We start from the raw sequence: 24,660 nt of genomic DNA, 5'->3' as shown, positions 1-24,660 counted from the left end.
GACCTAGAGCTTCGGCTGCCAGGGCACGACAGTGAAGTCGCCCGTCCCCTGCTTGACCTTCTCGAACGGGGCGGACGACACACACGGCGGCAGATCCTTGGTGTCCGTGGGGCTGCCCACCCCCGCCCAGCTGTAGCCCAGCCGGTCGTGCCGGCCGAGGTCGTGGACGGTGACCCCGACCCGCTTGCCCTTCGCACCCGGCAGGTCGGACGCGGTGATCACACCGGAGACGACGGCGACCGGGCCGCCGGTGACCAGGCAGTCGACCCTGGCCTTGGCCCAGGCCCCCTGACCGTGCAGGTAGTGGCTGAACTCGAAGGTGCCGGTGGCCTTGCGCGGGTTCATGTCGTCCTTCCGCGCCAGATGCGCGTCGAAGCTGAAGGTGATGTCGTCCCCGGCCGACCGGTACAGCTTGGCCGTACCGGTCAGGGCGGCGGCCTCCCGCTGGGGGTGATAGGCCCCGCCACCCGAGGCCAGGGCCGCCCCGGCCGTTCCGGCGGTGATCAGCAGGGCGGCGGTGAGGGTGACGGCAGCGATCTTCGTACGACGCTTCATGGCGGTCCTTTCCGCAGGTCAAAAGCGTGAACTGAACGCTCACCACTCTCCCGGCGGCGGGCCGCCCGCACATCGCCCCGCGGGCGGGACCCCACCTCCGCCGTCCGGCGGGGAACCCCGGCCGTGACCTGCGCCCCAGGGAGGACGGGAACCGGCACCGAGGGCGCGCAACGAATCGCCGCCCGACCCTCCCGTCACGCAACGAACCGCGCACAGGCGCGCAACGGCTCCTTCTTGTCCGGCCGAGCGCGCCGACCGTACCTTCTTCATGGCCCCGAAAAACCTTCCCGGCCCGCTGTTCCGTCCCCCAGAACCCTCTTTCCGGTGAGGAACCCGCATGCGCACCGCCCTGCTCCAGAGCTCCGGCCGCCCCGGCTCGATCGCCGAGAACCTCAAGGTCCTCGACGCCGCCGCGGGCCGTGCCGCCGCCGGGGGAGCCGCGCTGCTCGCCGCACCGGAGATGTTCCTGACCGGCTACGCCATCGGCGACGACATCGCCCGCCTCGCCGAGCCGGCCGACGGCGACTCCGCCGACGCGATCGCCGAGATCGCCACCCGGCACGGCCTGGCGATCACCTACGGCTACCCGGAGCGGGACGGCGAGACCGTCTACAACTCCGCCCAGCTCGTGGCGGCCGACGGCTCCCGCCTCGCGAACTACCGCAAGACCCACCTCTTCGGCTGCACCGAGCGCGTGCACTTCACCCCCGGCGAGCAGTCGCTCGTGCAGGCCCGGCTGGGTGGTCTGACCGTCGGCATCATGATCTGCTACGACGTCGAGTTCCCGGAGAACGCCCGCGCCCACGCCCTGGCCGGCACCGACCTGCTCGTCGTGCCGACGGCGAACATGCACCCGTTCCAGTTCGTCGCCGAAGCCATGGTGCCGGTACGTGCCTGGGAGAACCAGATGTACGTCGCGTACGTCAACCGGGTCGGCCACGAGGGCGAGTTCGAGTTCTTCGGGCTCTCCGCCCTCGCCGGGCCCGACGGCATCGCCCGCAGCCGCGCCGGCCGCGGTGAGGAACTGGTCCTCGCCGACGTCGACCCCGCCCTCCTGGCCGCCTCCCGCGAGGCGAACCCGTACCTGAAGGACCGCCGCCCCGGTCTGTACGGGTCCCTGGTCTGACCCCCCCGAGCCTTCCCCCGAGTCACCCCCGCGCAAGGAGTCCGTACCCCATGACGTCCACGGTGCCCAACGCCGTCGAGCACACCGACGAGCAGCAGCCGCCGATCACCATGTTCGGCCCGGACTTCCCCTACGCCTACGACGACTTCCTCGCCCACCCGGCGGGCCTCGGCCAGATACCCGCGACCGAGCACGGCACGGAGGTCGCGGTCATCGGCGGCGGCCTGTCCGGCATCGTGGCCGCGTACGAGCTGATGAAGATGGGCCTCAAGCCCGTCGTCTACGAGGCCGACCAGATCGGCGGCCGGCTGCGCACCGTCGGCTTTGAGGGCTGTGACGAGTCGCTCACCGCCGAGATGGGTGCGATGCGCTTCCCGCCGTCCTCCACCGCCCTCCAGCACTACATCGACATGGTCGGCCTGGAGACGCAGCCCTTCCCGAACCCGCTGGCCGAGGCCACCCCGTCCACCGTCGTGGACCTCAAGGGCGAGTCGCACTACGCCGAGACGATCGACGACCTGCCCCAGGTGTACCGGGACGTCGCCGAGGCCTGGAACAAGTGCCTGGACGAGGGCGCCGACTTCTCCGACATGAACCGCGCCATGCGTGAGCGGGACGTGCCGCGCATCCGCGAGATCTGGGCGAAGCTGGTCGAGAAGCTCGACAACCAGACCTTCTACGGCTTCCTCTGCGACTCCGAGGCCTTCAAGTCCTTCCGGCACCGCGAGATCTTCGGCCAGGTCGGCTTCGGCACCGGCGGCTGGGACACCGACTTCCCGAACTCCATCCTGGAGATCCTGCGCGTCGTCTACACCGAAGCCGACGACCACCACCGCGGCATCGTCGGCGGCTCCCAGCAGCTGCCGCTGCGCCTGTGGGAGCGCGAGCCGGAGAAGATCGTCCACTGGCCGTACGGCACCTCGCTGAAGTCCCTGCACGTGGACGGCGAGCCCCGCCCGGCCGTGACCCGGCTGCACCGCACCGCGGGCAACCAGATCACCGTGACGGACGCGAACGGCGACATCCGCACCTACCAGGCCGCGATCTTCACCGCCCAGTCCTGGATGCTGCTGTCCAAGATCGCCTGCGACGACTCGCTGTTCCCGATCGACCACTGGACGGCGATCGAGCGCACCCACTACATGGAGAGCTCCAAGCTCTTCGTCCCCGTCGACCGGCCGTTCTGGCTGGACAAGGACGAGGAGACGGGCCGGGACGTCATGTCGATGACGCTGACCGACCGCATGACCCGCGGCACCTACCTGCTGGACGACGGCCCGGACAAGCCCGCCGTGATCTGTCTGTCCTACACCTGGTGCGACGACAGCCTGAAGTGGCTGCCGCTGTCCGCGAACGAGCGGATGGAGGTCATGCTGAAGTCGCTCGGCGAGATCTACCCGAAGGTCGACATCAGGAAGCACATCATCGGCAACCCGGTGACCGTCTCCTGGGAGAACGAGCCCTACTTCATGGGCGCGTTCAAGGCCAACCTGCCCGGCCACTACCGCTACCAGCGGCGCCTGTTCACGCACTTCATGCAGGACCGGCTGCCCGAGGACAAGCGGGGCATCTTCCTCGCCGGCGACGACATCTCCTGGACGGCCGGCTGGGCCGAGGGCGCGATCCAGACCGCGCTGAACGCGGTCTGGGGCGTCATGCACCACTTCGGCGGCACCACCGACGCGGCCAACCCCGGCCCGGGTGACGTCTACGACGAGATCGCCCCCGTGGAGCTGCCCGAGGACTGACACAGGAGCGAGCAAGGACCAAGGCGCGGGCGGCCGGACTCAGATTCCGGCCGCCCGCGCCTTTTCAAACACCTCCGCGGCGACGTCCTTGAGCTCCTGCGCGTCCCGAGCGGTGCCCTGGAGGTCGACGAGGATCTCCTCCAGGCCGATCGCCGCGTGCTCCGCCAGGTCCTCGACGATCTGGTCGACGCTGCCCTGGAAGGGCCGGCGGGCCGCGCCCTCGTACGCCTTGGGCAGGAGGACGGTGTTCACCCGCAGGACCGTCCGGATCGGTTCCGTACGCCCCCGCTGCTCGGCCAGCTCCCGCACCTGGCGCCACTGGGCGGCGACCTGCTCGGCGCCCATGCCCACCGGGAGCCAGCCGTCGGCGTGGTCCACCAGCCGACGCCACGCCCGCCTGTTGCCCGCGGCCAGCATGACCGGGATCGGCCGCGCCGGCTTGGGACCGACGACGGCGGAGGCGATCCTGGTCAACTGCCCTTCGTACACGACCGGATCCGGCCCCCACACGGCCCGGCACACCTCGATGATCTCGTCCAGTGCGGCGCCCCGCTCCTCGAACGGCCGAACGGCCGAGGCCGCGTACTCGTCCAGGGACCAGCCGGTACCGAAGCCTGCGATCACCCGGCCCCCGCTCGCCGCGTCCAGCGAGGCCAGGGCCTTGGCGAGCTGGAACGGCATGTGCAGCGGTGCCACCAGGACGCTGGAACCCAGCTCCGCCCGCTCCGTGGCCGCCGCCGCCAGGGCGAGGGTGACCAGCGGGTCCGCCACGTCCCGGTACTGGTCGGGCCAGGGCAGGCCCTCGATGCCGTACAGGCCCTGGGTGGCCGGCTCGGGGAACAGGGCGCGCTCGAAGACCCACAGGCTGTCGTAGCCGATGGCCTCGGCGGCGCGTGCCACGTCGGGCACGTCCCTTCCGATGGAGTACTGGCGCATCTGGGGGAGGCTGAGGCCGAGCCTGGTCGCCATACCGCTGCTCCTCTGCGATCGGGTACGCACCGGTCAACGTACGGTCCGCACCGGGCAGTTCCGGAGACGGCGCGCGGCGAAAGGACCAGGCCACCTCAGTCGGTCAGGGGGGTGAGCAGCATCCGCCCCGCGAACCCCACCGCCGCGTCCAGCCGCTGCGTGAACTCCTCGGCCACGTCGTCGCAGTGGCGCAGCGCCCACAGGGCCCGTGCCGTCACCCAGGTCGCGTCCCGGGCCCGCTCCAGGCTCCAGGAGCCCAGCAGATGGGTGAGCGGATCGGCGATCTGGAGCAGGTCGGGACCCGGCATCAGATCCTCGCGGATGCGCTCCTCCAGCGAGACGAGGAGTTCCCCCACCCGGTCGAACTCGTCCTCCAGATCGGGTGGTTCGCAGCCGAGCGTACGACAGGCGTCCACCACGGCGAGCGCCAGGTCGTGCCCGATGTGCGCGTTGATGCCCGCCAGCGCGAACTGCAGCGGCCGTACCCCGGGATGGCGGCGCAGCTGGAACAGCGGACGCCAGCAGGCGGGTGGCCGGCGGTCCCCGGCCGACGCGTCGACCGCCGTCAGATACCGCTCGGCGAACCGCACGTCCAGCGCGGTCGCCGCCCGTGGGTCCGGGAACTCCCCGGCGTTCAGGCGCCGGTCGATCTCCTCGGTGACGGTGAGGTAGACGCGGTTGAACACGGCGACACCGTCCCGCTCGGGCAGCGCCGCGTCGAGGGCGCGCATCCGTAAGACGACCGTGTCGACCGGAGTGGTGAAGTGTTCCAACTGCGTCATGGGGGAAGGGTCCCAGCCCTGGGCCGACGGGCGTGCCGACCGGCCCGGTGCTTCGCCGGAACGGGGGAACGGACGGCGAGCCGCGGATGCGAGGGGGGAACGGCACCGTGTCAGGCTTACGTACCCGGCGTCTTGCCGAGCGCCGGGCAGCGCGCAGGCGTGCCGTGCGGCGCGGCGTGATGGTCGCGGCGGCTTCGGTGGTGACCCTGGTCGGCTCGGTCACCGGGACCGTCGCCGCGCTCGGCTCCGGCCACGGCACCGGCCGGCCCCGTACCGAGGTGGCCCGCCCGCCGGTCCTGGCATCCGCGCCGGGGCCGTCCACCCCGTCGCCGAGCGAGCCCGCCGCGGGCAGGCCGACGCCGGCTCCACCGAGCCGGACACCCACCCTCATACCCCGGCCCACTCCCACCGCCGCCCCCACGCCGACCGGCCGGAAGCAGCGCACCGGCCCCGTGTCGCCCTTCCTCTACCGCCACCCCGGCTCCCAGGTGCTGGACTGGGTCCGCGCCCACCCCGGCGACCCGCGCACCGCCGTCATCGCCTCCCGGATCGCCGACCGGCCGGCCGCGGTGTGGTTCACCGACCCGGACCCGGACGCCGTCACCGCCGGGGTGCGCACGGTCACCGCGGACGCGACGGCTCGGGGCGCAGTCCCGGTGCTCGTGCCGTACGCGATTCCCGACCGCGACTGCGGCGGCGCCTCCGCGGGCGGCGCGCCGGACCTCGTGGCCTACGACGCCTGGATCGACGCCTTCGCGCGGGGGCTGGGCCGGGGCGAGGTGATCGTCGTCCTGGAGCCGGACTCGATCGCCCAGTCCGGCTGTCTGCCGGAGACCGTTCGCGCGGCCAGGTTCGCCTCGCTGGCCCGCGCCGGCCGGGTGCTGAAGGCCGCCGATCCGCGGGCGCGCGTCTACTACGACGCCGGCCACTCCGGCTGGAACCCGCCGGCCGAGCAGGCCGCCCTGCTGCGACGGGCGGGAGCGGCGGCCGCGGACGGTGTCTTCAGCAACGTCTCCAACTTCCGCACCACGGCCGACGAGATCACCTACGACCGTCAGGTCCTCGACGCGCTCGCCGGCCCGCCGAGCCTCGGAGCGGTGATCGACACCAGCCGCAACGGCAACGGCGCCCCGCCGGACGGCCGGTGGTGCGACCCGGCCGGCCGGAAGCTCGGCCGGGCCCCGACCCTGGACACCGGTGAGCCGCGGATCGACGCCTACCTGTGGGTCAAACTGCCGGGGGAGTCCGACGGCTGCCGGGGCGCGGCCGGCACGTTCACCCCGTCGTACGCCTACGACTTGGCGCGCGGAGACTCCTGAGCGTCGTAGGCGGAGGTGCCCTCGTCCAGCAGGGGCTCATGCGTCTTCAGATGCGCCGGGGCGAAGGCGCGCAGCGCGTGGTAGCCGGTGATGACGACCAGGGTGCCGAGGGCGATGCCGCTGAGCGAGAAGGTGCTGGCGAACTTCATGCTCACGTTGCCGACGCCGATGATGATGCCCGCGGCGGCCGGCACCAGGTTCAGCGGGTTGCGCAGGTCGACCCTGGCGTTGAGCCAGATCTGGGCGCCGAGCAGGCCGATCATGCCGTAGAGGATCACGGTGATGCCGCCGAGGACACCGCCGGGGATCGCGGCCACGACCGCGCCGAACTTCGGGCAGACACCGAAGAGCAGGGCGAAACCGGCGGCGGCCCAGTAGGCGGCGGTGGAGTAGACGCGGGTGGCGGCCATCACGCCGATGTTCTCGGAGTAGGTGGTGTTCGGCGGGCCGCCCACCGCGGTGGACAGCACGGACGCGACGCCGTCCGCCGAGATCGCCGTACCGAGCTTGTCGTCCAGCGGGTCGCCGGTCATCTCGCCGACCGCCTTGACGTGGCCCGCGTTCTCGGCGACCAGGGCGATGACGACGGGCAGCGCCACCAGGACCGCCGACCACTGGAAGGACGGCCCGTGGAAGTGCGGCAGGCCGATCCAGTCGGCCTTGGAGACACCGGAGAGGTCGAGCCGCCAGTGGTCGGTGACCTTGCCGCTCGGGCTCATGGAGTGGATCTTGCCGAAGATCCGGTCGAAGGCCCAGGAGACGCCGTAGCCGAAGACCAGTCCGAGGAAGATCGCGATCCGGGACCAGAAGCCCCGCAGGCAGACCACGGCCAGGCCCGTGAACAGCATGACCAGCAGGGCCGTCCACTGGTCCTGCGGCCAGTAGGTGGTGGCGGTCACCGGGGCGAGGTTGAAGCCGATCAGCATGACGACCGCACCGGTGACGATCGGTGGCATGGCCGCGTGGATGATCCGCGCGCCGAAGCGCTGCACGGCGAGGCCCACCAGGAACAGCACCACGCCGACGACCAGGACCGCGCCGGTCACGGTGGCGCTCGTACCGCCCTGTGCGCGGATGACGGCGGCCACGCCCACGAAGGACAGGGAGCAGCCCAGATAGCTCGGCACCCGGCCGCGGGTCGCCAGCAGGAAGATCACGGTCGCGACACCGGACATCATGATCGCGAGGTTGGGGTCCAGGCCCATCAGTACCGGGGCGACGAAGGACGCGCCGAACATGGCGACCACGTGCTGGGCGCCCAGGCCCACCGTTCGGGGCCAGGAGAGCCGTTCGTCGGGGCGTACCACCGCTCCGGGTGCGGGCGTGCGCCCGTCACCGTGCAGTTTCCAGCGCACGCCGAGATCCATGGTGGGGTTTCGCTTTCTTACGTACGTGAAGACGGTCCGAACCATTGTCACGGGTAACGAGCGGTTCTACGCTCGCACGGTCCTACTCATGAACTGGGTTCACATATCTGATCATCGAGAGATCGGAGTGCTTGATGAGGGGAAGATCCCGTGCGGCCGTGCTGCTCGCCGCGGTGGCCACGTTCGGGGCCACGCTCGTGCCGGCCGCGCACGCCGCGGCCAAGGAGCCGAAGACCGTCGTCCTGGACGGCACCCGCCTCCAGCAGACCCGCGCCCGCCTGGGCTACGACCCGCGGCTGCGGCGTGCGCTTCAGGACCTGACCGCCCGCGCCGACACCTGGCTGGCCCAGGGCCCCTGGACGGTCGTCGACAAGCCGAGGCCGGCGCCCGGCGGCGACGTCCACGAGTACCTGAGCCAGGCCCCCTACTGGTGGCCCACGACCACCCCCACCGCCGACAACCCCTGGGGCTGCCCGTACGTCCAGCGGGACGGGCAGCGCAACCCCGAGGTCGACAGCGGAACGGACCGGCAGGACGTCGAGAAGGTCTTCGACTCGACCTACGACCTCTCGCTCGCCTGGTACTACACCGGCAACCGTGCCTACGCCGTCAAGGCCGGGCAGATCCTGCGCACCTGGTTCCTCGACCCCGCCACCCGGATGAACCCGGACCTGGACCACGCCCAGTTCATCCCGTGCAAGTACGACGGCCGGGCCATCGGCATCATCGACTTCTCGCAGTCGTACACCAGCGTCCTCGACGCCCAGGCGCTCCTGGCCACCGGGGCGCCCGGCTGGAGCGCCGAGGACCGCACCGCGATGGGCAGGTGGAACACGGACTTCCTGGACTGGCTGAGGAACAGCGCCTTCGGCAAGGAGGAGGGCGCGGCCGCCAACAACCACGGCACCTTCTACGACATGCAGCTCGCCGCCCTCGCCTGCGCCACCGGCGACACCGCCCTGGCCCGGCGGACCGTGCTGGACGCGCGTGGCAAGCGGATCGACCCGCAGATCGCGGGCGACGGCAGCCAGCCGCAGGAACTCGCCCGGACCAGGAGCTGGCACTACTCCACCTTCGACCTGGTCGCCTACACCCGGCTCGAGGCCATCGGCCGGCACGTGGGTGTGAACCTGTGGTCCTACCGGGGGCCGGGCGGGCAGAGCCTGTTCAAGGCGGTCGACTATCTGCTGCCGGCCGCGACCGGGGCCGCCGCGTGGTCGCATCCGGAGCTGGAGTACCACCGGTACGCCGCCAGTGACGTCGTGCACGCGGCGGCCGACGCCGGTGACGCGGCTGCCGAGGCGGCCGTGCCGAAGCTCCAGGAGCCGCCCGGGGGAGACTTGTGGGCGCTGCGGCCCGCCGCCGAGCAACTGGACTCCATCGTCGGCTGACGGGTGCCAGCAGGGGCTCCTGAGCGGTCGCTTAGTATGAATCGTCAACATCAGCGATGTTCAGGAGCCCCTCCCGTGACCGCCGAAGCCCCGATCGCGCCCGCCGTCGCCTACGGCCGGCTGATCCCCGTCACCGTCCACTTCGACGACCTCGACGCCCTGGGACTCCTGCACAACGCCCGCTACCCGCTGATGGTCGAGCGCGCCTGGACCGAGCTGTGGAACGAGCACGGCGTCCGCTTCGACGGCGACTGGCATGCGGCCGGCGACGCCTGCAACGCGGTCCGCGAGCTGCGTATCGGCTACGAGGCGCCGGTGACCCGCCCCGGCACCTACGCCGTCCACCTCTGGCTGGAACGGCTCGGGACCACCGGACTGACCTACGGCTTCCGGTTCTGCTCGGCCGACGGCACCCGGACCTACGCCCAGGGAGCCCGGGTGCTGGTCCGGCTGGACGCCACGACCCTGCGGCCCACGCCGTGGACCGACGCCTTCAGGGCCGTGGGCCGGGAACTGCTGCGGCCTGCGGACTGACCTCCTCGCGGCCGCCGGGTCCGGCGGTGCGCAGCACGCCCGCGCACACCACGAGCCCGCACGCCAGCGCCGTCACCACGCAGAACGACACCACCAGGCTGGTCGCCTGCGCCACCCCGCCGATCAGGCTCGGCGCGATCAGCCCCGAGGTGTAGGTGATCGTCGCCACGCCCGCTATGGCCTGGCTCGGGTTCGGCCCGGCGTGCCCGGCCGCCGCGAAGCACAGCGGGACGACCACCGCGATGCCGAGCCCCATCAGTGCGAACCCGGCCATCGCCACCGCCGGCCGGCCGGCGAGAACGATCAACAGCCCGCCCAGCACGGCCAGGACGCCGCCGGCGCGGACGGTGCGGACCGCGCCGTACCGGTTCACCATCGCGTCCCCGGCGATGCGGGCCACCGCCATCGTCAGCATGAAGCCGGTCGTGCAGGCCGCCGCCACCGCGGCCGAACTGCCCAGCCGGTCCCGCAGGAACACCGCCGACCAGTCCAGGCTCGCGCCCTCCGCGAAGACCGCGCAGAAGCCGACCGTGCCGATCAGCAGTGCCGAGCGCGGCGGCAGCGCGAACCGCGGCGGCGGCTCCTCGTCGTCGGCCGGCTGCAGGTCCAGCACCCAGGTGCAGGCCACCAGGCCGAGCACGGTGAGCACGGCCGCGGAGAGCGCGAAGTGCAGTCGGGCGTCCGAGCCGAGGTGCGCCGCGAGCGTGCCGGCCGCCGAGCCCGTCAGGGCACCCGCGCTCCACATGCCGTGCAGCCCCGCCATGATCGACTTGCGGAGCAGCCGCTCGACCTCGACGCCGAGCGCGTTCATCGCCACGTCGGCCATGCCCGCGCTCGCCCCGTACGCGAACATCGCCAGGCACAGGGTGTACAGGTTCGGCGCGAGGGACGGCAGCACCAGGCAGAGCGTCCACAGCGCGAGCAGCCCGCGCAGGGCCGTACGGCTGCCGAAGCGGTGGCTGATCCGGCCCGCCAGCGGCATCGCGCACGAGGCGCCGAACGCCGTGAAGGCCAGTGCGAAGCCCAACTGGCCCGCGCCCAGCGAGGCGTGGTCCTGGATCCACGGCACCCGTGTGGCGAACGTGCCGGTCACGGCGCCGTGCACGGCGAACACGGCCGCCACGGCGTACCGGGCGCGCCTCACCTCGTCGCGCGCGAAGCCCACGTCACCCATGTTCCGTTCCCTCCCCACGGTCGCCCTTGCGGCACGCGCCGTAAACTATCAGGGACCCTGCCTGATAGATAGACGGTTCTACGGCCACCGTCGGCGTTCCCCGGCGCGTGGATCTGGGAGGATTCCCGCCATGCCTGCATCACCCAGCACCGCCCGGGCCATCAACGACCGCTTGGCCCTGCGGCTGTTGCAGCAGCAAGGCCCGCTCACGGCAGGGCAGTTGAAGCAGCTGACAGGTCTGTCCCGGCCCACGGTCGCCGACCTCGTGGAACGGCTCACCGCCGCCGGACTGATCACCGTCGTCGGCGAGGCCGGCGAACAGCGCCGCGGCCCCAACGCCCGGCTGTACGGCATCGTCGCCGACCGGGCCCACCTGGCCGCGCTCGACGTCCGCACCGGGGGCGTCTTCGTGCTCGTCTCCGACCTGGTCGGACGGGTCCTCGCCGAGGCGTCCGTGCCGATCGGCGGGGACACCGGGACCGGACCCGCCGTGGAACAGGCGGTGGCCACGGTGGAGCGGACCGCGAAGGAGGCCGGGGCGGACCGGCTGCACACCGTCGGCATCGGCGCGCCCGGGCTCGTCGACCCGGCCACCGGCGATCTCCGTGACTCCGGTGGACTGCCCGCCTGGCACCGCAGCCTGGCCGCCGCCCTGCAGGAACGGCTGTCCGGGGCCCGCGTCACCGTGGAGAACGAGACCAACCTCGCCGCCCTGGCCGAACAGCGCGAGGGCGCCGCCCGGGACCGGGAGACCTTCGTCCTGCTCTGGCTGGGCCATGGCGTCGGCGCGGCGGTCGTCCTCGACGGCACGCTCCGCCGCGGCGCCTCGGGCGGCACGGGCGAGATCGGCTTCCTGCCGGTCCCGGGCACCACCTCACTGCCCTCCGCCGGTGACTGCGACGGAGGCTTCCACTCGCTGGCCGGCGCGGCGGCGATCGGTGCCCTGGCGGCCGACTGCGGCCTGCCGGTACCGGCCGCGATGGACGGACCGGGCGCGGCGGAGGTGCTGCGGGCGGCCGTGGCGGAGCTGGCCGGGCAGGAGAGCGGTTCGGCTGCGGTCCCGGCGGGGGAGCCGGGTACGCCTCGGCCGGAGGAGGAGAGCGCGGCAGGCACGGCCCCTCCGAAAGCGGCACGGCCCGCGGGCCGGTTCCTGCACGCCCTGGCCGACCGGATCGCCCTCGGCGCCGCGTCCGTGGTGGCGGTGCTCGACCCCGGTTGCGTGGTGCTCGGCGGGGAAGCCGGGCAGGCCGGCGGCGCGGTGCTCGCCGGACTGGTCCAGGACCGGCTCCGCCGGATGTCGCCCCTGCTCACCGAGGTCCGGGCGAGCACCCTCGGTGGCGCGGCGGTGCTGCGCGGAGCCCTCCTGACGGCCCGGGACCGCGCCCAGGAGGAACTGTTCGCGCGGCCCTAGCCCGGTGCGGCCGGCGAACCGGATCGCCGCGCGCCCGCCGACGGACGCGACTCCTCCCGGCGCCGGTCGACCGGTCTCCGTCCCGATGGGGCGCCCGGTCACCCCCCTCTCCGTATCATCTGCCGAGCTGGATCGCCTGGGCCGTGCCCGCCGATGGATGTGATTGCCGCGGCGCCGGTCGACGGGTCCTCGTCCGGAAGGGGTGCTTCCGGTCGCCCGCTTCTCTGGATCGGCTGTCGAGCTGGATCGCCTGGGCCGTGCCCGCCGGCGGACGCGACTGCTCCCGGCGCCGGTCGACCGGTCTCCGTCCCGAGGGCGCCCGGTCACCTGCCTCTTTGGATCGGCTGCCGAACTGGATCGCCCTGGGCCGCGTGCCCGCCGGCGGACGCGACCACCCCCGGCGCCGGTCGACCGGTCCCCGACCCGAAGAGGCGCCCGGTCACCCGACTCTCTGTGTCAGCCGCCGAACCGCCGCCCCAGATACTCCTCGAACGTGGTCTTCCCCACGGCCTGTTCCGGCGCCAGCAGTCCGCCCGCGCGGGCGGCGCGATAGGTTCCGCCGAACAGCGGAACCCGCCCGACCGCCCGGCGCCGGCCGGTCGCGCGGAGGTAGGAGCGGGCCAGGGATTCCAGGGTCCGCACCTCGGGGCCGCCCATGTCCGCCACCCGCCCGGCCGGAGGCGCGAGCGCCAGCCCGGCCAGACGGTCCGCGACTTCCTCCACCTCCACCGGCTGGTCCTGCACGCCGGCCGGGACCAGCAGCACGGGCGCCTTGGCCAGCCCGCCCAGGACCGAGACCAGCAGGTCGTGGAACTGGGTCGCGCGCAGGACGGTCCAGCCGAGCCCGGACGTCTCGATCTGCCGCTCCACGGCCAGCTTGCTCTTGTAGTAGCCGAGCGGCACCCGGTCGACACCGACGATGGAGATGTAGACCAGATGCCCCACCCCGGCCCGCCGCGCCGCCGCGATCAGCTGTTCGGCCGCCTCCTCGTCCCCGCCCCGCGGGCTGCTCGCGCAGTGCACCACGGTCTCCACGCCGGCGAGCGCCGCGTCGAGGCCACTGCCGCCCAAGCGCAGATCGACGGCGTACGGCCGCGCGTGCCGGCTGAGCACCCGCACCTCGTGTCCGTCCGCCCGCAGCCGCGCCGTCACGCACCGGCCGAGCGTGCCGGTGCCGCCGGTCACCAGGATCGTGGTCATGCCGTACCTGTCCCTCCGGACTCGGGGCGCCCCCGGTCGGGGCACCCTCCTCCGGATGAGACCGGGCGCGCCTCCGTAAACGTGACATGCCTCGGTGGCCCCGCCCGGCCGACGGCAGTTGGTGGCGGTCCGGCGGCGGGCAAGGGCCGTCGTCACCGCCGCCGGACCCGTCCGCACCCTAAAAGGACTAGACCAGTATGGTCAATGGGTCCGGACCAGGGTCAATCCGCCCTGCTCTCCCGGCAGTTGTGCGGGGTGACTGCGCCGCGCAAGAGGGGAGACACGCGCTGTGAGGGAGCCCACACTCCGCACCTGTCTGAACGGTCATCCGGCGTGGCACACTGGCCCTGTACCAGAAGCAGCGCACTCCGGGGTCGGTGAAAGTCCGAACCGGCGGTTACAGTCCGCGACCCGGCCGCTTCCAGCGGCCGGTTGACCAGGTGAAATTCCTGGACCGACGGTTAAAGTCCGGATGGGAGGCAGTGCGCGGCGGGCGGGCATGCGTTTTCCGTGTGCGCGCCGCCGTATCGGGACTCGTCCGTGCGCGGACGTGTCTCCTGTCGGCGACGCCTCCGGTGTGTGCTCACCCGTGACTCTGTCGTCATCGACAGGCCCCGGAGTCCGTGCCCGAAGAGGCAGGAGGACCCGGGAAGTGTTCACCGGAATCGTCGAAGAGCTGGGTGAGGTCACCGCCGTCGAGAACCTCGGCGACGCCTCCCGTTTCCGGCTCCGCGGCCCCGTCGTGACCAAGGGCGCCCAGCACGGCGACTCCATCGCCGTGAACGGCGTCTGTCTCACCGTCGTGGAGCACGAGGGCGACGAGTTCACCGCCGACGTCATGGCCGAGACCCTGAACCGCTCCAGCCTCGGCGCGCTCGCCGTCGGCTCCCGGGTCAACCTCGAACGCCCCACCGCCGTGGGCGCGCGCCTCGGCGGGCACATCGTGCAGGGCCACGTCGACGGCACAGGCCGGGTACTGGAGCGCAAGCCCTCCGAGAACTGGGAGATCGTCAAGGTCTCGCTGCCCGCGGACCTCTCCCGCTACGTCGTCGAGAAGGGCTCCATCACCGTCGACGGCATCAGCCTGACGGTCGTGGAGGCCGGCCCGGACCACTTCACGGTCAGCCTCATCCCGACCACGCTCGACCTGACCACGCTCGGCCACAAGCAGCCCGGCGACCCGGTCAACCTCGAGGTCGACGTCATCGCCAAGTACGTCGAGCGGCTCCTCGGCGACCGCGCCCAGGGAGCCACCCGGTGAACTGGATGAACTCCGAGGCCTTCACCCTCTTCGGCCAGCGCATCATCTGGTCGGACATGGTCGGCAACATCCTCGGCCTGATCACCCTCGCCCTCGGCTGGCGCCGCTCCCTGTGGACCTGGCCCGTGCAGTTCCTGTCCGGCCTCGTCCTCTTCGTCGCCTTCTACGGCCACCTGACCGGCAGCGCCGGCAAGCAGGCCGTCGTCATGGCCGTCGCCCTGTACGGCTGGTGGCAGTGGCAGCGCAACCGGCGCCGGTCCGCGGACGGCCACATCGCCCCGCGGTTCGCCACCTGGCGCGAGCGTGCGGCGATGCTCGGCGCGGCCGCCGCCGGCACGGTCGCCGTCGCCCTGCTCTTCACGGCCTACCCGTCCCTGTCCTGGGACCCCTGGCCCGACGCCTACATCTTCGTCGGCACCATCGTCGCCATGTACGCCCAGGCCAAGGGCATGGTCGAGTTCTGGATCGCCTGGCTGCTCGTCGACCTCGTCGGCGTGCCCCTCAACTTCGCCAACCGCTACGCCTTCTCCGGCTTCGTCTACGTCATCTACGGCGCGCTCGTCCTGTGGGGCATGCGCGACTGGTGGCTGCGCTCCCGCCGGACCGCGCAGCCGGTCCTGGAAGGAGCACCGGCATGAGCACGGCCCCCATCCTCTACAACGCCGAGGACATCGAGGACTTCACGCTCGACCCCGTCGAACAGGCCATCGCCGACATCGCGGCCGGCCGCCCGATCGTGGTCGTGGACGACGAGGACCGGGAGAACGAGGGCGACCTCGTCATCGCCGCCGAGAAGGTGACGCCCGAGATCGTCGCCTTCATGATGAGCGAGTGCCGCGGCCTGATCTGCGCTCCCATGGAGCCCGAGGAGCTGGACCGGCTCCAGCTCCCGCAGATGGTCCAGGACAACACCGAGTCGATGAAGACCGCGTTCACCGTCTCCGTGGACGCCTCCGCCGCCCACGGTGTGAGCACCGGCATCTCGGCCGCCGACCGCGCGACGACGCTCCAGCTGCTCGCGAGCGGTACGGCCGAGCCGACGGACTTCGTCCGCCCCGGCCATGTCTTCCCGCTGCGCGCCAGGCCCGGCGGCGTCCTCGTCCGCGACGGCCACACCGAGGCCGCGGTCGACCTGGCCCGGCTCGCCGGGCTCCGCCCGGCCGGGGCCATCGTCGAGATCGCCGGCGAGGACGGCCGTATGCTCCGCCTGCCCGAGCTGATCCCGTTCGCCCGCAAGCACGGGCTGACGATCATCTCCATCGAGGACCTGATCGCCTACCGCCGCAGCAGCGAGCCGACGGTCCGCCGTGAGGCCGAGACCCGCCTGCCCACCCGGCACGGCACCTTCCGGGCCTACGGCTACCGCTCCACCGTCGACGGCGTCGAGCACGTCGCCCTCGTCCACGGCGAGATCGGCGACGGCGAGGACGTCCTGGTCCGCGTCCACTCCGAATGCCTCACCGGTGACGTCTTCGGCTCCCTGCGCTGCGACTGCGGCCCCCAGCTGGACACCGCCCTGCGGCGCATCCAGGAGGAGGGCCGCGGCGTGGTGGTCTACCTGCGCGGCCACGAGGGACGCGGCATCGGCCTGCTGTCCAAGCTCCGGGCGTACGAACTCCAGGAACAGGGCCACGACACCCTCGACGCCAACCTGGAACTCGGCCTGCCCGCCGACGCCCGCGACTACGGCGCCGGCGCGCAGATCCTGGCGGACCTCGGCGTCCGCAGCGTGCGCCTGATGACCAACAACCCCGAGAAGACCGACGCGCTGCTGCGGCACGGCCTGAAGGTCGGCAGCCGGGAACCGATGCCGGTCCAGGCGGGCGAGCACAACCTCCGGTACCTGCGCACCAAGCGGGACCGGATGGGACACGACCTGCCCTGGCTGGACACGCCGGCCACGGCAGCCTGCGGCAACAAGTAAGCAAGAAGCACTGAGGAGAGACGTGAGCGGCAAGGGTGCACCGGAGCTGTCCGTACGCAATGCGAGCGACCTCAGGGTCGCCGTCATCGCGGCGCAGTGGCACGAGAAGGTGATGGACGGCCTGGTGAACGGCGCCCTGCGCGCCCTGCACGAACTGGGGATCGACGAACCGACCCTGATCCGGGTTCCCGGCAGCTTCGAACTGCCGGTCGCCGCCAAGGTACTGGCCGGACGCGGCTACGACGCCGTGGTCGCCCTCGGTGTCGTCATCCGCGGTGGCACCCCCCATTTCGACTACGTGTGCCAGGGCGTCACCCAGGGCCTCACCCAGGTCAGCATCGAGACCGGCGTCCCCGTCGGCTTCGGCGTGCTCACCTGCGACACCGAGGAGCAGGCCCTGGACCGGGCCGGCATCGAGGGCTCGAACGAGGACAAGGGACACGAGGCGGTGACGGCCGCCGTGGCGACCGCGGCCACGCTGCGCTCAGTATCTGAACCCTGGCACTAGGCAGACGCCCGAACCGCGTAGGGTGGGCACCACCATGTCCAAGAAGACGTTCGAGGAGCTCTTCACCGAGCTCCAGCAGAAGGCCGCCCACGGCGACCCCGCCACCTCCCGTACCGCCGAGCTGGTCGGCAAGGGCGTCCATGCCATCGGCAAGAAGGTCGTCGAAGAGGCCGCCGAGGTCTGGATGGCCGCCGAGTACGAGGGCAGGGAGGCGGCCGCCGAGGAGATCTCGCAGCTGCTGTACCACGTCCAGGTGATGATGGTCGCCCGCGGGATCTCCCTGGACGACGTCTACGCCCACCTGTGAGCCCGCCCGCCGTAACAGCCGTAGAAAACCCTTCACGCAAAGGAAGCCGACCTCATGCTGCGCATCGCCGTCCCCAACAAGGGTTCCCTGTCCGGCCCTGCGGGGGAGATGTTGCATGAGGCCGGCTACCAGCAGCGCCGTGAGTCCAAGGAGCTGCGGATCGTCGACCCGGTGAACGAGGTCGAGTTCTTCTACCTCCGCCCCCGCGACATCGCGATCTACGTCGCCTCCGGCCGCCTCGACGTGGGCATCACCGGCCGCGACCTGCTGATCGACTCCGGCGCCGACGCCGAGGAGATCCTGCCGCTCGGCTTCGCCCGCTCCACCTTCCGCTTCGCCGCCAAGCCCGGCACCGCAAACGGCGTCGAGGACCTCAAGGGCCGCACGGTCGCCACCTCGTACGAGGGCATCGTCGCGGGGCACCTCGCGGACAGCGGCGTCGACGCCTCCGTGGTCCACCTGGACGGCGCCGTGGAGACCGCCATCGAGCTGGGCGTCGCCGAGGTCATCGCCGACGTCGTGGAGACCGGCACCAGCCTGCGCAACGCCGGTCTGGAGGTCTTCGGCCAGCCGATCATGAAGTCCGAGGCCATCGTCATCCGCCGCACCGGCGCGGACGGCGAGGAACCGAAGGTCCAGCAGTTCCTGCGCCGCCTCCAGGGCGTCCTGGTCGCCCGGACCTACGTGATGATGGACTACGACTGCCGGGTCGAGCAGCTGGAGAAGGCCGTCGCGCTCACCCCCGGCCTGGAGTCCCCGACCGTCTCCCCGCTGCACAACGAGGGCTGGGTCGCGGTCCGCGCCATGGTCCCCGCCAAGGAGGCGCAGCGGATCATGGACGACCTCTACGCCATCGGCGCGCGCGCCATCCTCACCACGGCCATCCACGCCTGCCGCCTGTAAGGGGTACGCACCGCGATGTCCGACGCTCCCACCCTTCCCTCGCTTCCCGTCACCTTCCGGCCGGGTCACACCCGCGTGATCCTGCTCACCGCCGGTGTGGCGATCTTCCTGACCATCTCCGGGGTCGCCATGCTGCTGGAGCAGCTCGGCCCGGGCGAGCGGGCCAGCTTCGTCGTCACCGGAGCGCTGATCTTCTGGGTGCTCGCCCAGCTGGCCCGGGTGAAAGTCGTCGCCGACGAATCCGGCGTCACCGTGGTGAACATCGCCAGCAAGCGGCGCCTGGACTGGGCGGAGATCCTCCAGGTGAACCTCCGTCCGGGCGATCCGTGGGTCTTCCTCAACCTCAGCGACGGCACCAGCCTGCCCGCGCTCGGCATCCAGCCGGGCCTCGCCAAGCAGCGCGCCATAGCCGACGCGCAGGCCCTGAGGGCCCTCGCCGAAGCCCGCTCCCCGGCCCATCCGGCGGAAGATCAGGGCTGACTCGGGGGCGCCCACCCTGCCCGAGTGGGCCCTGTCTTGATTAATCTGGTGACGGAGGCCTGTTCGCTGCGCCTCCACCCCTGCGTGCCAACCGGTGCACAGGGGTTCCTGCTACCCGAGGAGTGACTCCCTCCAGCGATGGACGGATCGTCCTGTAGTACCTGCGCCGCCCCGACCCGACATACCGGGAAGGCGGTGGCAGCGTGACCACCCCCCTGCTGCTCCTCGGAGCGGCTTTCCTGCTGATCCTCGCCAACGGCTTCTTCGTGGCCGCCGAGTTCGGCCTGGTGACCGTCGAGTCGACGGACGCCGAGAAGGCCGCCGCCGAGGGCGACCGCCGGGCCCGCAGGGTCGCGGAGTCGCTCAGGGAGCTGTCCTTCCAGCTCTCCGGCACCCAGCTCGGCATCACCATCACCTCCCTGGTCGTCGGCATGCTCGCCGAACCGGCTCTGGCCCGGCTGCTGCACGGCCCGTTCGCCGCCCTCGGCATCCCGGGCGGTGCCGTCTCCGGCGTCGCCGTGGTCGTCGGCATGCTGCTGGCCTCCGCGATCCAGATGGTGATCGGCGAACTCGTGCCCAAGAACTGGGCGGTGTCCAAGCCGCTGCAGGTCGCGCGGTTCGTGGCCGGCCCGCAGCACCACTTCTCCCGCCTGTTCCGCCCGGTGATCGCCGCGCTCAACACGGTCGCCAACCGGCTGGTGCGCGCGCTCGGCGTCGAACCCGCCGACGAGCTGGCCTCCGCCCGCACTCCGGGGGAACTCGTCTCCCTGGCCCGGCACTCCGCCCAGGCCGGAGCCCTGGAACAGGACACGGCCGACCTGTTCGTGCGCACCCTCTCCCTGGGCGAGCTGACCGCGCAGCACGTCATGACCCCGCGCGTGAAGGTCAGCGCCCTGCAGGACTCGGCCACCGCCGAGGACGTCGTCAACCTCACCCGGGCCACCGGCCTGTCCCGCTTCCCCGTCTACCGGGAGAAGATCGACGAGATCGTCGGCATGGCCCACCTCAAGGACGCGCTGGCGATTCCCGTGCACGACCGGCTGCGCACGCCGGTCAGCCGTATCGCCCGCAAGGCGCTCCTCGTCCCGGAGACCCTGCCCGTCCAGCCGCTCCTCGCCCGGCTCCGCTCCGAGCAGCCCATCGCGGTCGTCGTCGACGAGTACGGCGGCACGGCCGGCGTGGTCACCCTGGAGGACATCGTCGAGGAACTCGTCGGCGAGGTCCGTGACGAGCACGACGCCAAGGACATGCCGGAGCTGGCCCCCGCCGCGCCCGAGGACGGCAGGCCCGCCTGGGACGTGGACGGCAGCTGCCGCGTCGACATCCTGCTGCGCATAGGCCTCGACGTGCCCGAGGGGCCGTACGAGACGGTCGCCGGACTGGTCGCCGACCTGCTCGGCCGGATCCCGGCCCCCGGCGACCGGGCCGAACTGCCCGGCTGGCGGCTCTCCGTCCGCCAGGTCGGCCACTACCGCGCCGAACGGGTCCGCCTGGTCAGGACCGCCCCGGCGGCGCACATGATGGAGGCCGCCCGATGAGCGTCCTCCAACTGGTCTTCGCCGCGCTGCTCGTGCTCGCCAACGGCTTCTTCGTCGGCGCCGAGTTCGCGCTGGTCTCCGTGCGCCGCAGCCAGATCGAACCGCTCGGCACCGCCCGGGCCCGCCAGGTCCTGTACGGCCTGGAGCGGCTGCCGCAGATGATGGCCGCGGCCCAGTTCGGCATCACCGTGTGCTCCCTGACGCTGGGCGCGGTGGCCGAGCCGACCGTGGCACATCTGCTGGAACCGGTGTTCGAGGCGGTGCATCTGCCGGACGGCATGGTCCATCCGCTCGGCTATGTGATCGCGTTGGCGGCGGTGGTCTTCTTCCACCTGGTCATCGGCGAGATGGTGCCGAAGAACCTGGCGATGGCGGCCCCCGAGAAGGCGGCGCTCTGGCTGAGCCCGGGCCTGGTCTACTTCGCCCGGCTGTGCAAGCCGATCACGGTGTCCCTCGGCGCCTGCGCCCAGGCGATCCTGCGCCTCTTCCGGGTCGAGCCCAAGGACGAGGTGGAGGCGGTGGTCACCAGCGAGCAGCTCAACCGTCTGCTGGAGGACTCCGGCCAGGCGGGCCTGCTCGACCCCGAGGAGCGGGAACGGCTGGAGGACGCGCTGGAACTGGGCTCCCGCCCGGTGACCGACGTCCTGCTGCGCCGGGAGTCCCTGGTCACCGTGAACCCTGCGGTCACCCCGGGACGGATCGTCGAGCTGACGGCCCGCACGGGGTACTCCCGCTTCCCGGTCGCCGCCACGGACAAGGGCCCCTTCATGGGGTATGTGCACGTCAAGGACGTCCTGGACCTGGAGGACTCCGACCGTGCGGTGCCGCAGCACGTGTGGCGCCCGATGGCCACCCTGCGGGCCGAGCTGCCGCTCGACGACGCGCTGACCGTGATGCGCCGGGCGGCGACGCATCTGGCCCAGGTGGCGGATGCGTCCGGCAAGGTGCTGGGTCTGGTGGCCCTGGAGGACGTCCTGGAGATGCTGGTGGGCGAGGTCCGCGACCCGGCGCACCGGGAGATGCCGGAACCGCGGCTGAGCGGGGAGCCGGAAGAGGTACTCGCCACCTAGCTCAGGCCGTTGCGGGGAGCTGTGCGGCCGCGGGGGTGTGTCGTGGCCGCGCGGTTCCCCGCACCCCTTCGCGGCGCCCTACATGCCCGACGGATCGTGCGGCCCCCGCCCCGACAGGACCTCTCCGTACGCCTGCATCAGGTCCGGCAGCCGCAGCGTCGCCAGGTCCTCCCGGGACAGGGAATCCGCGTACGTCGATAGCCGCAGATCCCGGTACGCGCAGCTCTTCTCGTACAGCGTCCGCAGGAACCGCCCGTTGCCCAGCTCGTCGATCCAGCCCTGGTCGACCACGTGCCCCGCGATCGAGCGCAGCTCCTCCAGCGCCTCCTCGTCCCACACGTCCCCGTTCTCCGCCGCGAGTACCCTGCCGATCTCGGTGAGTTCCAGCGGCCGGTAGGAGGGGAAGTCCACCCGGCTCGTGAAACGGGACGACAGCCCGGGGTTCGCCGCCAGCAGCCGGTCCATGCCCTCCGGGTAGCCGGCGAGGATCACCACGAGATGGTCCCGGTTGTCCTCGGCCCGCTTCAGCAGCACCTGCAAGGCCTCGTCGCCGTACGCGTCCCCCTTGCCGTAACCCGAGTTGGACAGCGAGTACGCCTCGTCCACGAACAGCACCCCGCCGATCGCGGAGTCGATCAGCTCGTTGGCCTTCACGGCCGTCTGCCCGAGGTACTCGCCGACCAGATCGGCCCGCTGGGCCTCGACCAGGTGGTCACCGCCGAGCAGCCCGAGGGCGTAGAAGACCCGGCCGAGGATCCGGGCCACGGTGGTCTTCCCGGTCCCCGACGGCCCCGAGAAGACGAAATGCCGTTTCGGCGGCTGCACCGGCAGTCCCTGCCCGGCCCGCAGCCGGGCCATGTTCAACTGCGCGGACAACGCCTTGACCTGGCGCTTCACCGGTTCCAGACCCACCATGCGCTCCAGTTCCGCGAGCGCCTCCTCAAGGAGCGCGGGATCGGTCGGACCGGCCGGGATCGGCGACGAGGAGACACCCGTCTTCAGCCGCACCGCCGGATCGGTCACCGAGGGCAGGGGCCCGGTCGGCAGATCGGGCTCCGGCAGCCGCAGATCACGGCCCTCGGCGCCGAAGACGGGGTCGTACGCGTCCGGCCCGTCCACGCTGTCCTGCCCGGCCCCCGTCAGGGTGATCGCGGCGAGGTCGGTAGCGTCGTCGTACCCGTCGCCCTCGGCGATCGCCGCGAGCCGCGCCGAGGTGTCCATGAACGCCGGGTCGACGCGGTGCACCGCACGGTACAGGGGGAGCGCGGCGGCGCTGCGGCCCGTGCCCTCGTGCGCCCGGGCCAGCCAGTAGCGCAGCTCCTTGCGCTGGGGCTGCTCGCTGCGGCAGCGCATCAGCGCCGCCGACAGCAGGGGTTCGGCTTGTCCGTACGTCTCCAGCCGGACCCGGGCCATGCCGCCGAAGAGTCCGGCCTCGATGCCGAGCATGGGATCGTCCAGCAGCGGGTCGGTGTGCCGCACCAGCTGCTCCCAGTCCTTGACCAGATAGGCGCGGCACGCGTGCAGGAAGCGGACCTGGGGGTCGGTGTCGACCGGGGGCAGCCCGGCGAGGGCCCGGTCCAGCTCGGGCACATGCCGGCCGTCCAGCCAGTGCGAGGCGTGCGCCAGCAGCAGATCGCGCGGGCTCTCCAGCACCGGCTGGACCCACCAGCCCAGCCAGTACCAGGAGTTGAGGGTCCGGCGGTGCCGGGCGCGCTGTTCGCCGAAGCGGTCGCGGTGCCGGTACATCCTGAGCAGCGCGGTCGTCGTGTCGACCCGGAGCGCGTGCAGCCCGAGCCAGCCGTCGGCCATCCCCGGGTCCATCCGCACCGCGATGCGGAACTCCTCCTCCGCCTGCGGATAGGCGCCCATCGTGTAGGCGTCCACCCCGCGCAGCCAGGCCAGGTCGGCCGGGGCCTCGGGGCCCTGCGTGCCGAAGTCCATCCCGTCCCCCCACAGACCGTGCCCCCGTGGTTCACCACCGGGCAGTCGCCCGACGGCCGCCGCAGTCGAACCGCCGTGCCGCGGACCGGAGTTGCCGGTGCGCGAGGCAGCCTCGAAGGTCGCACCGAGGGCATCGTACCCGCGCGATGACCGCGTGCCGAAGGGTGCCGCGCAGGCCGTTCGACGAGGTGGGAGCAGACGGGGCGCACAGTCTTTCGTGACCGACGGTGAGCGGATCGGTGCTCGGGGCGCCCGGAAAATCGTCCGCGGGCAGAACGAAGCCCCCGATCACGGGGGAACAACCGGGGGCTTCGCGTCTGGGGGCGGCGCCGATTGCCGCACATTGAGAACGTAAGTCCTGTACGGGCCCCCGGTCAAGCCGAGTTGAGGCCTTCGGGGAAGTTCCTCCGTACGGGTCTTCACGGTTTCACCACAATGACGACGGCCCGTTACTCTGGGTCACGCTTTGGTCCGGTCCACGGGTTGACGCGGGCCCCGGCAGTACCTCGTACCCCTCCGGCGTCTGTCGCACCAGGAGATCGGCATGGGGGCGAGAGGGGTCCTCGGCGAAGTGCGCGTGCTCCGCCTTCACCCAGCCGTCCCAGAACTCCCGCTGCTCCGCCCCGTCCCGCCGCCGGCCGCGCGCCCAGGACTCCTGTCGGGGCAGCTCCATCCACAGCAGCAGGGCCAGGTGCGGGCGCAGTGCCCGGCGCCCGGCCCCCACGCCCTCGACGAGGACCACGGGCGCCGCGGGCAGGGGGAGCGGCGCGGTGAACGTACGGGCCTGCCAGTCGTACGGCGTGTAGTGCGCGCTCTCGCCGCGGGCGAGCGGCCGGATCACCTGGGCCATGAGCCGGTCGGTCCACTCGAAGAGCTGCTCGTGGCTGGCGATGTCGTCGAGGTGCAGCACCGGAGCCCCGCCGAGCGCGGCGGCCACCTGCCCGGCGAAGGTGGATTTTCCGGAGCCGGCGTGCCCGTCGACGCCGATCAGCCGGACCGGGCCGAGGGAGGGGGGAAGCCCGCGCAGCCGGGCGGCGAGGTCGAGAATGGTGGGTCCCCGGTGTGGGTCGGTGTGGGCGGTTTTCCGGAAACAGTCTAGTAGTGGCCCGTAGCGGCCGGAGCGTCGAGGCCGCCGGACCGGAATAGGTGGGA

At 72.0% G+C, this 24,660-nt stretch carries 23 protein-coding genes and 1 riboswitch; of the genes, 15 read left to right on the top strand and 8 right to left on the bottom strand.

Annotated features, from left to right (window positions below):
• Positions 1–3: 3 nt before the first annotated feature.
• Positions 4–555, bottom strand: coding sequence for a hypothetical protein (locus tag IO33_RS0142870; RefSeq protein ID WP_031174458.1), 552 nt, complete (start codon positions 553–555; stop codon positions 4–6).
• Positions 556–892: 337 nt separating this feature from the next.
• Between IO33_RS0142870 and IO33_RS0142865 the strand changes: the two genes are divergently transcribed.
• The gene (locus IO33_RS0142865; protein ID WP_031174457.1) at positions 893–1,681 is read left to right on the top strand and encodes a carbon-nitrogen hydrolase family protein; all 789 of its coding nucleotides are present in this window, start codon (positions 893–895) and stop codon (positions 1,679–1,681) included.
• Between the two features lie 50 nt (positions 1,682–1,731).
• Entirely contained in the window at positions 1,732–3,429 is a 1,698-nt protein-coding gene (locus IO33_RS0142860; RefSeq protein ID WP_031174456.1) for a flavin monoamine oxidase family protein, read from the top strand.
• A 39-nt stretch (positions 3,430–3,468) separates the two neighbouring features.
• Here IO33_RS0142860 and IO33_RS0142855 read toward each other — a convergent pair whose 3' ends face one another.
• Positions 3,469–4,398 carry a TIGR03619 family F420-dependent LLM class oxidoreductase gene (locus IO33_RS0142855; protein ID WP_031174455.1) on the bottom strand — a complete coding sequence of 310 codons (930 nt, stop codon included), beginning with the start codon at positions 4,396–4,398 and terminating at the stop codon, positions 3,469–3,471.
• A 95-nt stretch (positions 4,399–4,493) separates the two neighbouring features.
• Entirely contained in the window at positions 4,494–5,180 is a 687-nt protein-coding gene (locus IO33_RS0142850; RefSeq protein ID WP_031174454.1) for a DUF5995 family protein, read from the bottom strand.
• Between the two features lie 179 nt (positions 5,181–5,359).
• On the opposite strand from IO33_RS0142850, the gene IO33_RS0142845 reads away from it, so the two are divergent.
• On the top strand, positions 5,360–6,499 hold the full coding sequence (locus IO33_RS0142845; protein WP_031174453.1) for a glycoside hydrolase family 6 protein: 1,140 nt from the start codon (positions 5,360–5,362) through the stop codon (positions 6,497–6,499).
• Here the strand turns inward: IO33_RS0142845 and IO33_RS0142840 are convergent.
• On the bottom strand, positions 6,472–7,866 hold the full coding sequence (locus IO33_RS0142840) for a uracil-xanthine permease family protein (RefSeq protein ID WP_031174452.1): 1,395 nt from the start codon (positions 7,864–7,866) through the stop codon (positions 6,472–6,474). The genes IO33_RS0142845 and IO33_RS0142840 overlap by 28 nt on opposite strands.
• Positions 7,867–8,000: 134 nt before the next feature.
• On the opposite strand from IO33_RS0142840, the gene IO33_RS0142835 reads away from it, so the two are divergent.
• Both IO33_RS0142835 and IO33_RS0142830 read left to right on the top strand, forming a co-directional pair.
• A complete protein-coding gene (locus IO33_RS0142835) occupies positions 8,001–9,257 on the top strand; it encodes an alginate lyase family protein (protein ID WP_031174451.1) in 1,257 nt (418 codons plus the stop codon).
• Positions 9,258–9,332: 75 nt separating this feature from the next.
• Complete coding sequence (locus IO33_RS0142830) at positions 9,333–9,791, top strand: acyl-CoA thioesterase (RefSeq protein WP_031174450.1); 459 nt, start codon at positions 9,333–9,335, stop codon at positions 9,789–9,791.
• Here IO33_RS0142830 and IO33_RS0142825 read toward each other — a convergent pair.
• Positions 9,751–10,965 (bottom strand): MFS transporter, encoded by a 1,215-nt coding sequence (locus IO33_RS0142825; RefSeq protein WP_031174449.1) that lies wholly within the window; start codon positions 10,963–10,965, stop codon positions 9,751–9,753. The genes IO33_RS0142830 and IO33_RS0142825 overlap by 41 nt on opposite strands.
• Before the next feature lie 130 nt (positions 10,966–11,095).
• Here IO33_RS0142825 and IO33_RS0142820 point away from each other — a divergent pair, with 130 nt between their 5' ends.
• Entirely contained in the window at positions 11,096–12,376 is a 1,281-nt protein-coding gene (locus tag IO33_RS0142820; RefSeq protein ID WP_031174448.1) for an ROK family transcriptional regulator, read from the top strand.
• Between the two features lie 456 nt (positions 12,377–12,832).
• On the opposite strand, the gene IO33_RS0142815 is transcribed toward IO33_RS0142820, so the two are convergent.
• The gene (locus IO33_RS0142815) at positions 12,833–13,576 is read right to left on the bottom strand and encodes an SDR family oxidoreductase (protein ID WP_031174447.1); all 744 of its coding nucleotides are present in this window, start codon (positions 13,574–13,576) and stop codon (positions 12,833–12,835) included.
• A 359-nt stretch (positions 13,577–13,935) separates the two neighbouring features.
• A riboswitch (FMN riboswitch) is annotated at positions 13,936–14,066 on the top strand.
• A 162-nt stretch (positions 14,067–14,228) separates the two neighbouring features.
• Between IO33_RS0142815 and IO33_RS0142810 the strand changes: the two genes are divergently transcribed.
• From IO33_RS0142810 to IO33_RS0142770, 9 genes are all read left to right on the top strand, one after another.
• Entirely contained in the window at positions 14,229–14,837 is a 609-nt protein-coding gene (locus IO33_RS0142810) for a riboflavin synthase (protein WP_031174446.1), read from the top strand.
• Positions 14,834–15,475: a nicotinamide mononucleotide transporter family protein gene (locus IO33_RS0142805; protein WP_031174445.1), complete on the top strand. Its 642-nt coding sequence runs from the start codon at positions 14,834–14,836 to the stop codon at positions 15,473–15,475. The genes IO33_RS0142810 and IO33_RS0142805 overlap by 4 nt, the downstream gene beginning before the upstream one ends.
• Positions 15,472–16,761 carry a bifunctional 3,4-dihydroxy-2-butanone-4-phosphate synthase/GTP cyclohydrolase II gene (locus IO33_RS0142800; RefSeq protein ID WP_031174444.1) on the top strand — a complete coding sequence of 430 codons (1,290 nt, stop codon included), beginning with the start codon at positions 15,472–15,474 and terminating at the stop codon, positions 16,759–16,761. Before IO33_RS0142805 ends, IO33_RS0142800 begins: the two co-directional genes overlap by 4 nt.
• Before the next feature lie 22 nt (positions 16,762–16,783).
• Positions 16,784–17,269, top strand: a complete 486-nt coding sequence (ribH, locus tag IO33_RS0142795; RefSeq protein WP_031174443.1) for a 6,7-dimethyl-8-ribityllumazine synthase — start codon at positions 16,784–16,786, stop codon at positions 17,267–17,269.
• Positions 17,270–17,303: 34 nt separating this feature from the next.
• Positions 17,304–17,576, top strand: coding sequence for a phosphoribosyl-ATP diphosphatase (locus IO33_RS0142790; RefSeq protein ID WP_031174442.1), 273 nt, complete (start codon positions 17,304–17,306; stop codon positions 17,574–17,576).
• Positions 17,577–17,630: 54 nt separating this feature from the next.
• The gene (gene hisG / locus IO33_RS0142785) at positions 17,631–18,479 is read left to right on the top strand and encodes an ATP phosphoribosyltransferase (protein WP_031174441.1); all 849 of its coding nucleotides are present in this window, start codon (positions 17,631–17,633) and stop codon (positions 18,477–18,479) included.
• Between the two features lie 15 nt (positions 18,480–18,494).
• Positions 18,495–18,959 carry a PH domain-containing protein gene (locus IO33_RS0142780; RefSeq protein WP_031174440.1) on the top strand — a complete coding sequence of 155 codons (465 nt, stop codon included), beginning with the start codon at positions 18,495–18,497 and terminating at the stop codon, positions 18,957–18,959.
• A 203-nt stretch (positions 18,960–19,162) separates the two neighbouring features.
• On the top strand, positions 19,163–20,497 hold the full coding sequence (locus IO33_RS0142775; protein ID WP_031174439.1) for a hemolysin family protein: 1,335 nt from the start codon (positions 19,163–19,165) through the stop codon (positions 20,495–20,497).
• Positions 20,494–21,567, top strand: a complete 1,074-nt coding sequence (locus IO33_RS0142770) for a hemolysin family protein (RefSeq protein ID WP_031174438.1) — start codon at positions 20,494–20,496, stop codon at positions 21,565–21,567. Before IO33_RS0142775 ends, IO33_RS0142770 begins: the two co-directional genes overlap by 4 nt.
• A gap of 78 nt (positions 21,568–21,645) precedes the next feature.
• Here IO33_RS0142770 and IO33_RS0142765 read toward each other — a convergent pair whose 3' ends face one another.
• Positions 21,646–23,508, bottom strand: coding sequence for an AAA family ATPase (locus IO33_RS0142765; RefSeq protein ID WP_031174437.1), 1,863 nt, complete (start codon positions 23,506–23,508; stop codon positions 21,646–21,648).
• Between the two features lie 427 nt (positions 23,509–23,935).
• On the bottom strand, positions 23,936–24,556 hold the full coding sequence (locus IO33_RS0142760; protein ID WP_078964171.1) for a uridine kinase family protein: 621 nt from the start codon (positions 24,554–24,556) through the stop codon (positions 23,936–23,938).
• Between the last annotated feature and the right edge of the window lie 104 nt (positions 24,557–24,660).

The sequence above is a fragment of the Streptomyces durhamensis genome (genome assembly GCF_000725475.1).
GTDB lineage: Bacteria > Actinomycetota > Actinomycetes > Streptomycetales > Streptomycetaceae > Streptomyces > Streptomyces filipinensis.
The sequence above is the reverse complement of the archived record's forward strand: the minus strand, read 5'-3'. Positions and strand labels throughout refer to the sequence as shown.

Bases quoted from the DNA above. Each gene is read 5' to 3' on its own strand.
- IO33_RS0142820 (WP_031174448.1), top strand. From the start codon at position 11,096: ATGCCTGCATCACCCAGCACCGCCCGGGCCATCAACGACCGCTTGGCC.
- IO33_RS0142845 (WP_031174453.1), top strand. From the start codon at position 5,360: ATGGTCGCGGCGGCTTCGGTGGTGACCCTGGTCGGCTCGGTCACCGGG.
- IO33_RS0142850 (WP_031174454.1), bottom strand. From the start codon at position 5,180: ATGACGCAGTTGGAACACTTCACCACTCCGGTCGACACGGTCGTCTTA.
- IO33_RS0142855 (WP_031174455.1), bottom strand. From the start codon at position 4,398: ATGGCGACCAGGCTCGGCCTCAGCCTCCCCCAGATGCGCCAGTACTCC.
- IO33_RS0142840 (WP_031174452.1), bottom strand. From the start codon at position 7,866: ATGGATCTCGGCGTGCGCTGGAAACTGCACGGTGACGGGCGCACGCCC.
- IO33_RS0142870 (WP_031174458.1), bottom strand. From the start codon at position 555: ATGAAGCGTCGTACGAAGATCGCTGCCGTCACCCTCACCGCCGCCCTG.
- IO33_RS0142770 (WP_031174438.1), top strand. From the start codon at position 20,494: ATGAGCGTCCTCCAACTGGTCTTCGCCGCGCTGCTCGTGCTCGCCAAC.
- IO33_RS0142835 (WP_031174451.1), top strand. From the start codon at position 8,001: ATGAGGGGAAGATCCCGTGCGGCCGTGCTGCTCGCCGCGGTGGCCACG.
- IO33_RS0142825 (WP_031174449.1), bottom strand. From the start codon at position 10,965: ATGGGTGACGTGGGCTTCGCGCGCGACGAGGTGAGGCGCGCCCGGTAC.
- IO33_RS0142765 (WP_031174437.1), bottom strand. From the start codon at position 23,508: ATGGACTTCGGCACGCAGGGCCCCGAGGCCCCGGCCGACCTGGCCTGG.
- IO33_RS0142860 (WP_031174456.1), top strand. From the start codon at position 1,732: ATGACGTCCACGGTGCCCAACGCCGTCGAGCACACCGACGAGCAGCAG.
- IO33_RS0142790 (WP_031174442.1), top strand. From the start codon at position 17,304: ATGTCCAAGAAGACGTTCGAGGAGCTCTTCACCGAGCTCCAGCAGAAG.
- IO33_RS0142780 (WP_031174440.1), top strand. From the start codon at position 18,495: ATGTCCGACGCTCCCACCCTTCCCTCGCTTCCCGTCACCTTCCGGCCG.
- IO33_RS0142815 (WP_031174447.1), bottom strand. From the start codon at position 13,576: ATGACCACGATCCTGGTGACCGGCGGCACCGGCACGCTCGGCCGGTGC.
- IO33_RS0142865 (WP_031174457.1), top strand. From the start codon at position 893: ATGCGCACCGCCCTGCTCCAGAGCTCCGGCCGCCCCGGCTCGATCGCC.
- hisG (WP_031174441.1), top strand. From the start codon at position 17,631: ATGCTGCGCATCGCCGTCCCCAACAAGGGTTCCCTGTCCGGCCCTGCG.
- IO33_RS0142800 (WP_031174444.1), top strand. From the start codon at position 15,472: ATGAGCACGGCCCCCATCCTCTACAACGCCGAGGACATCGAGGACTTC.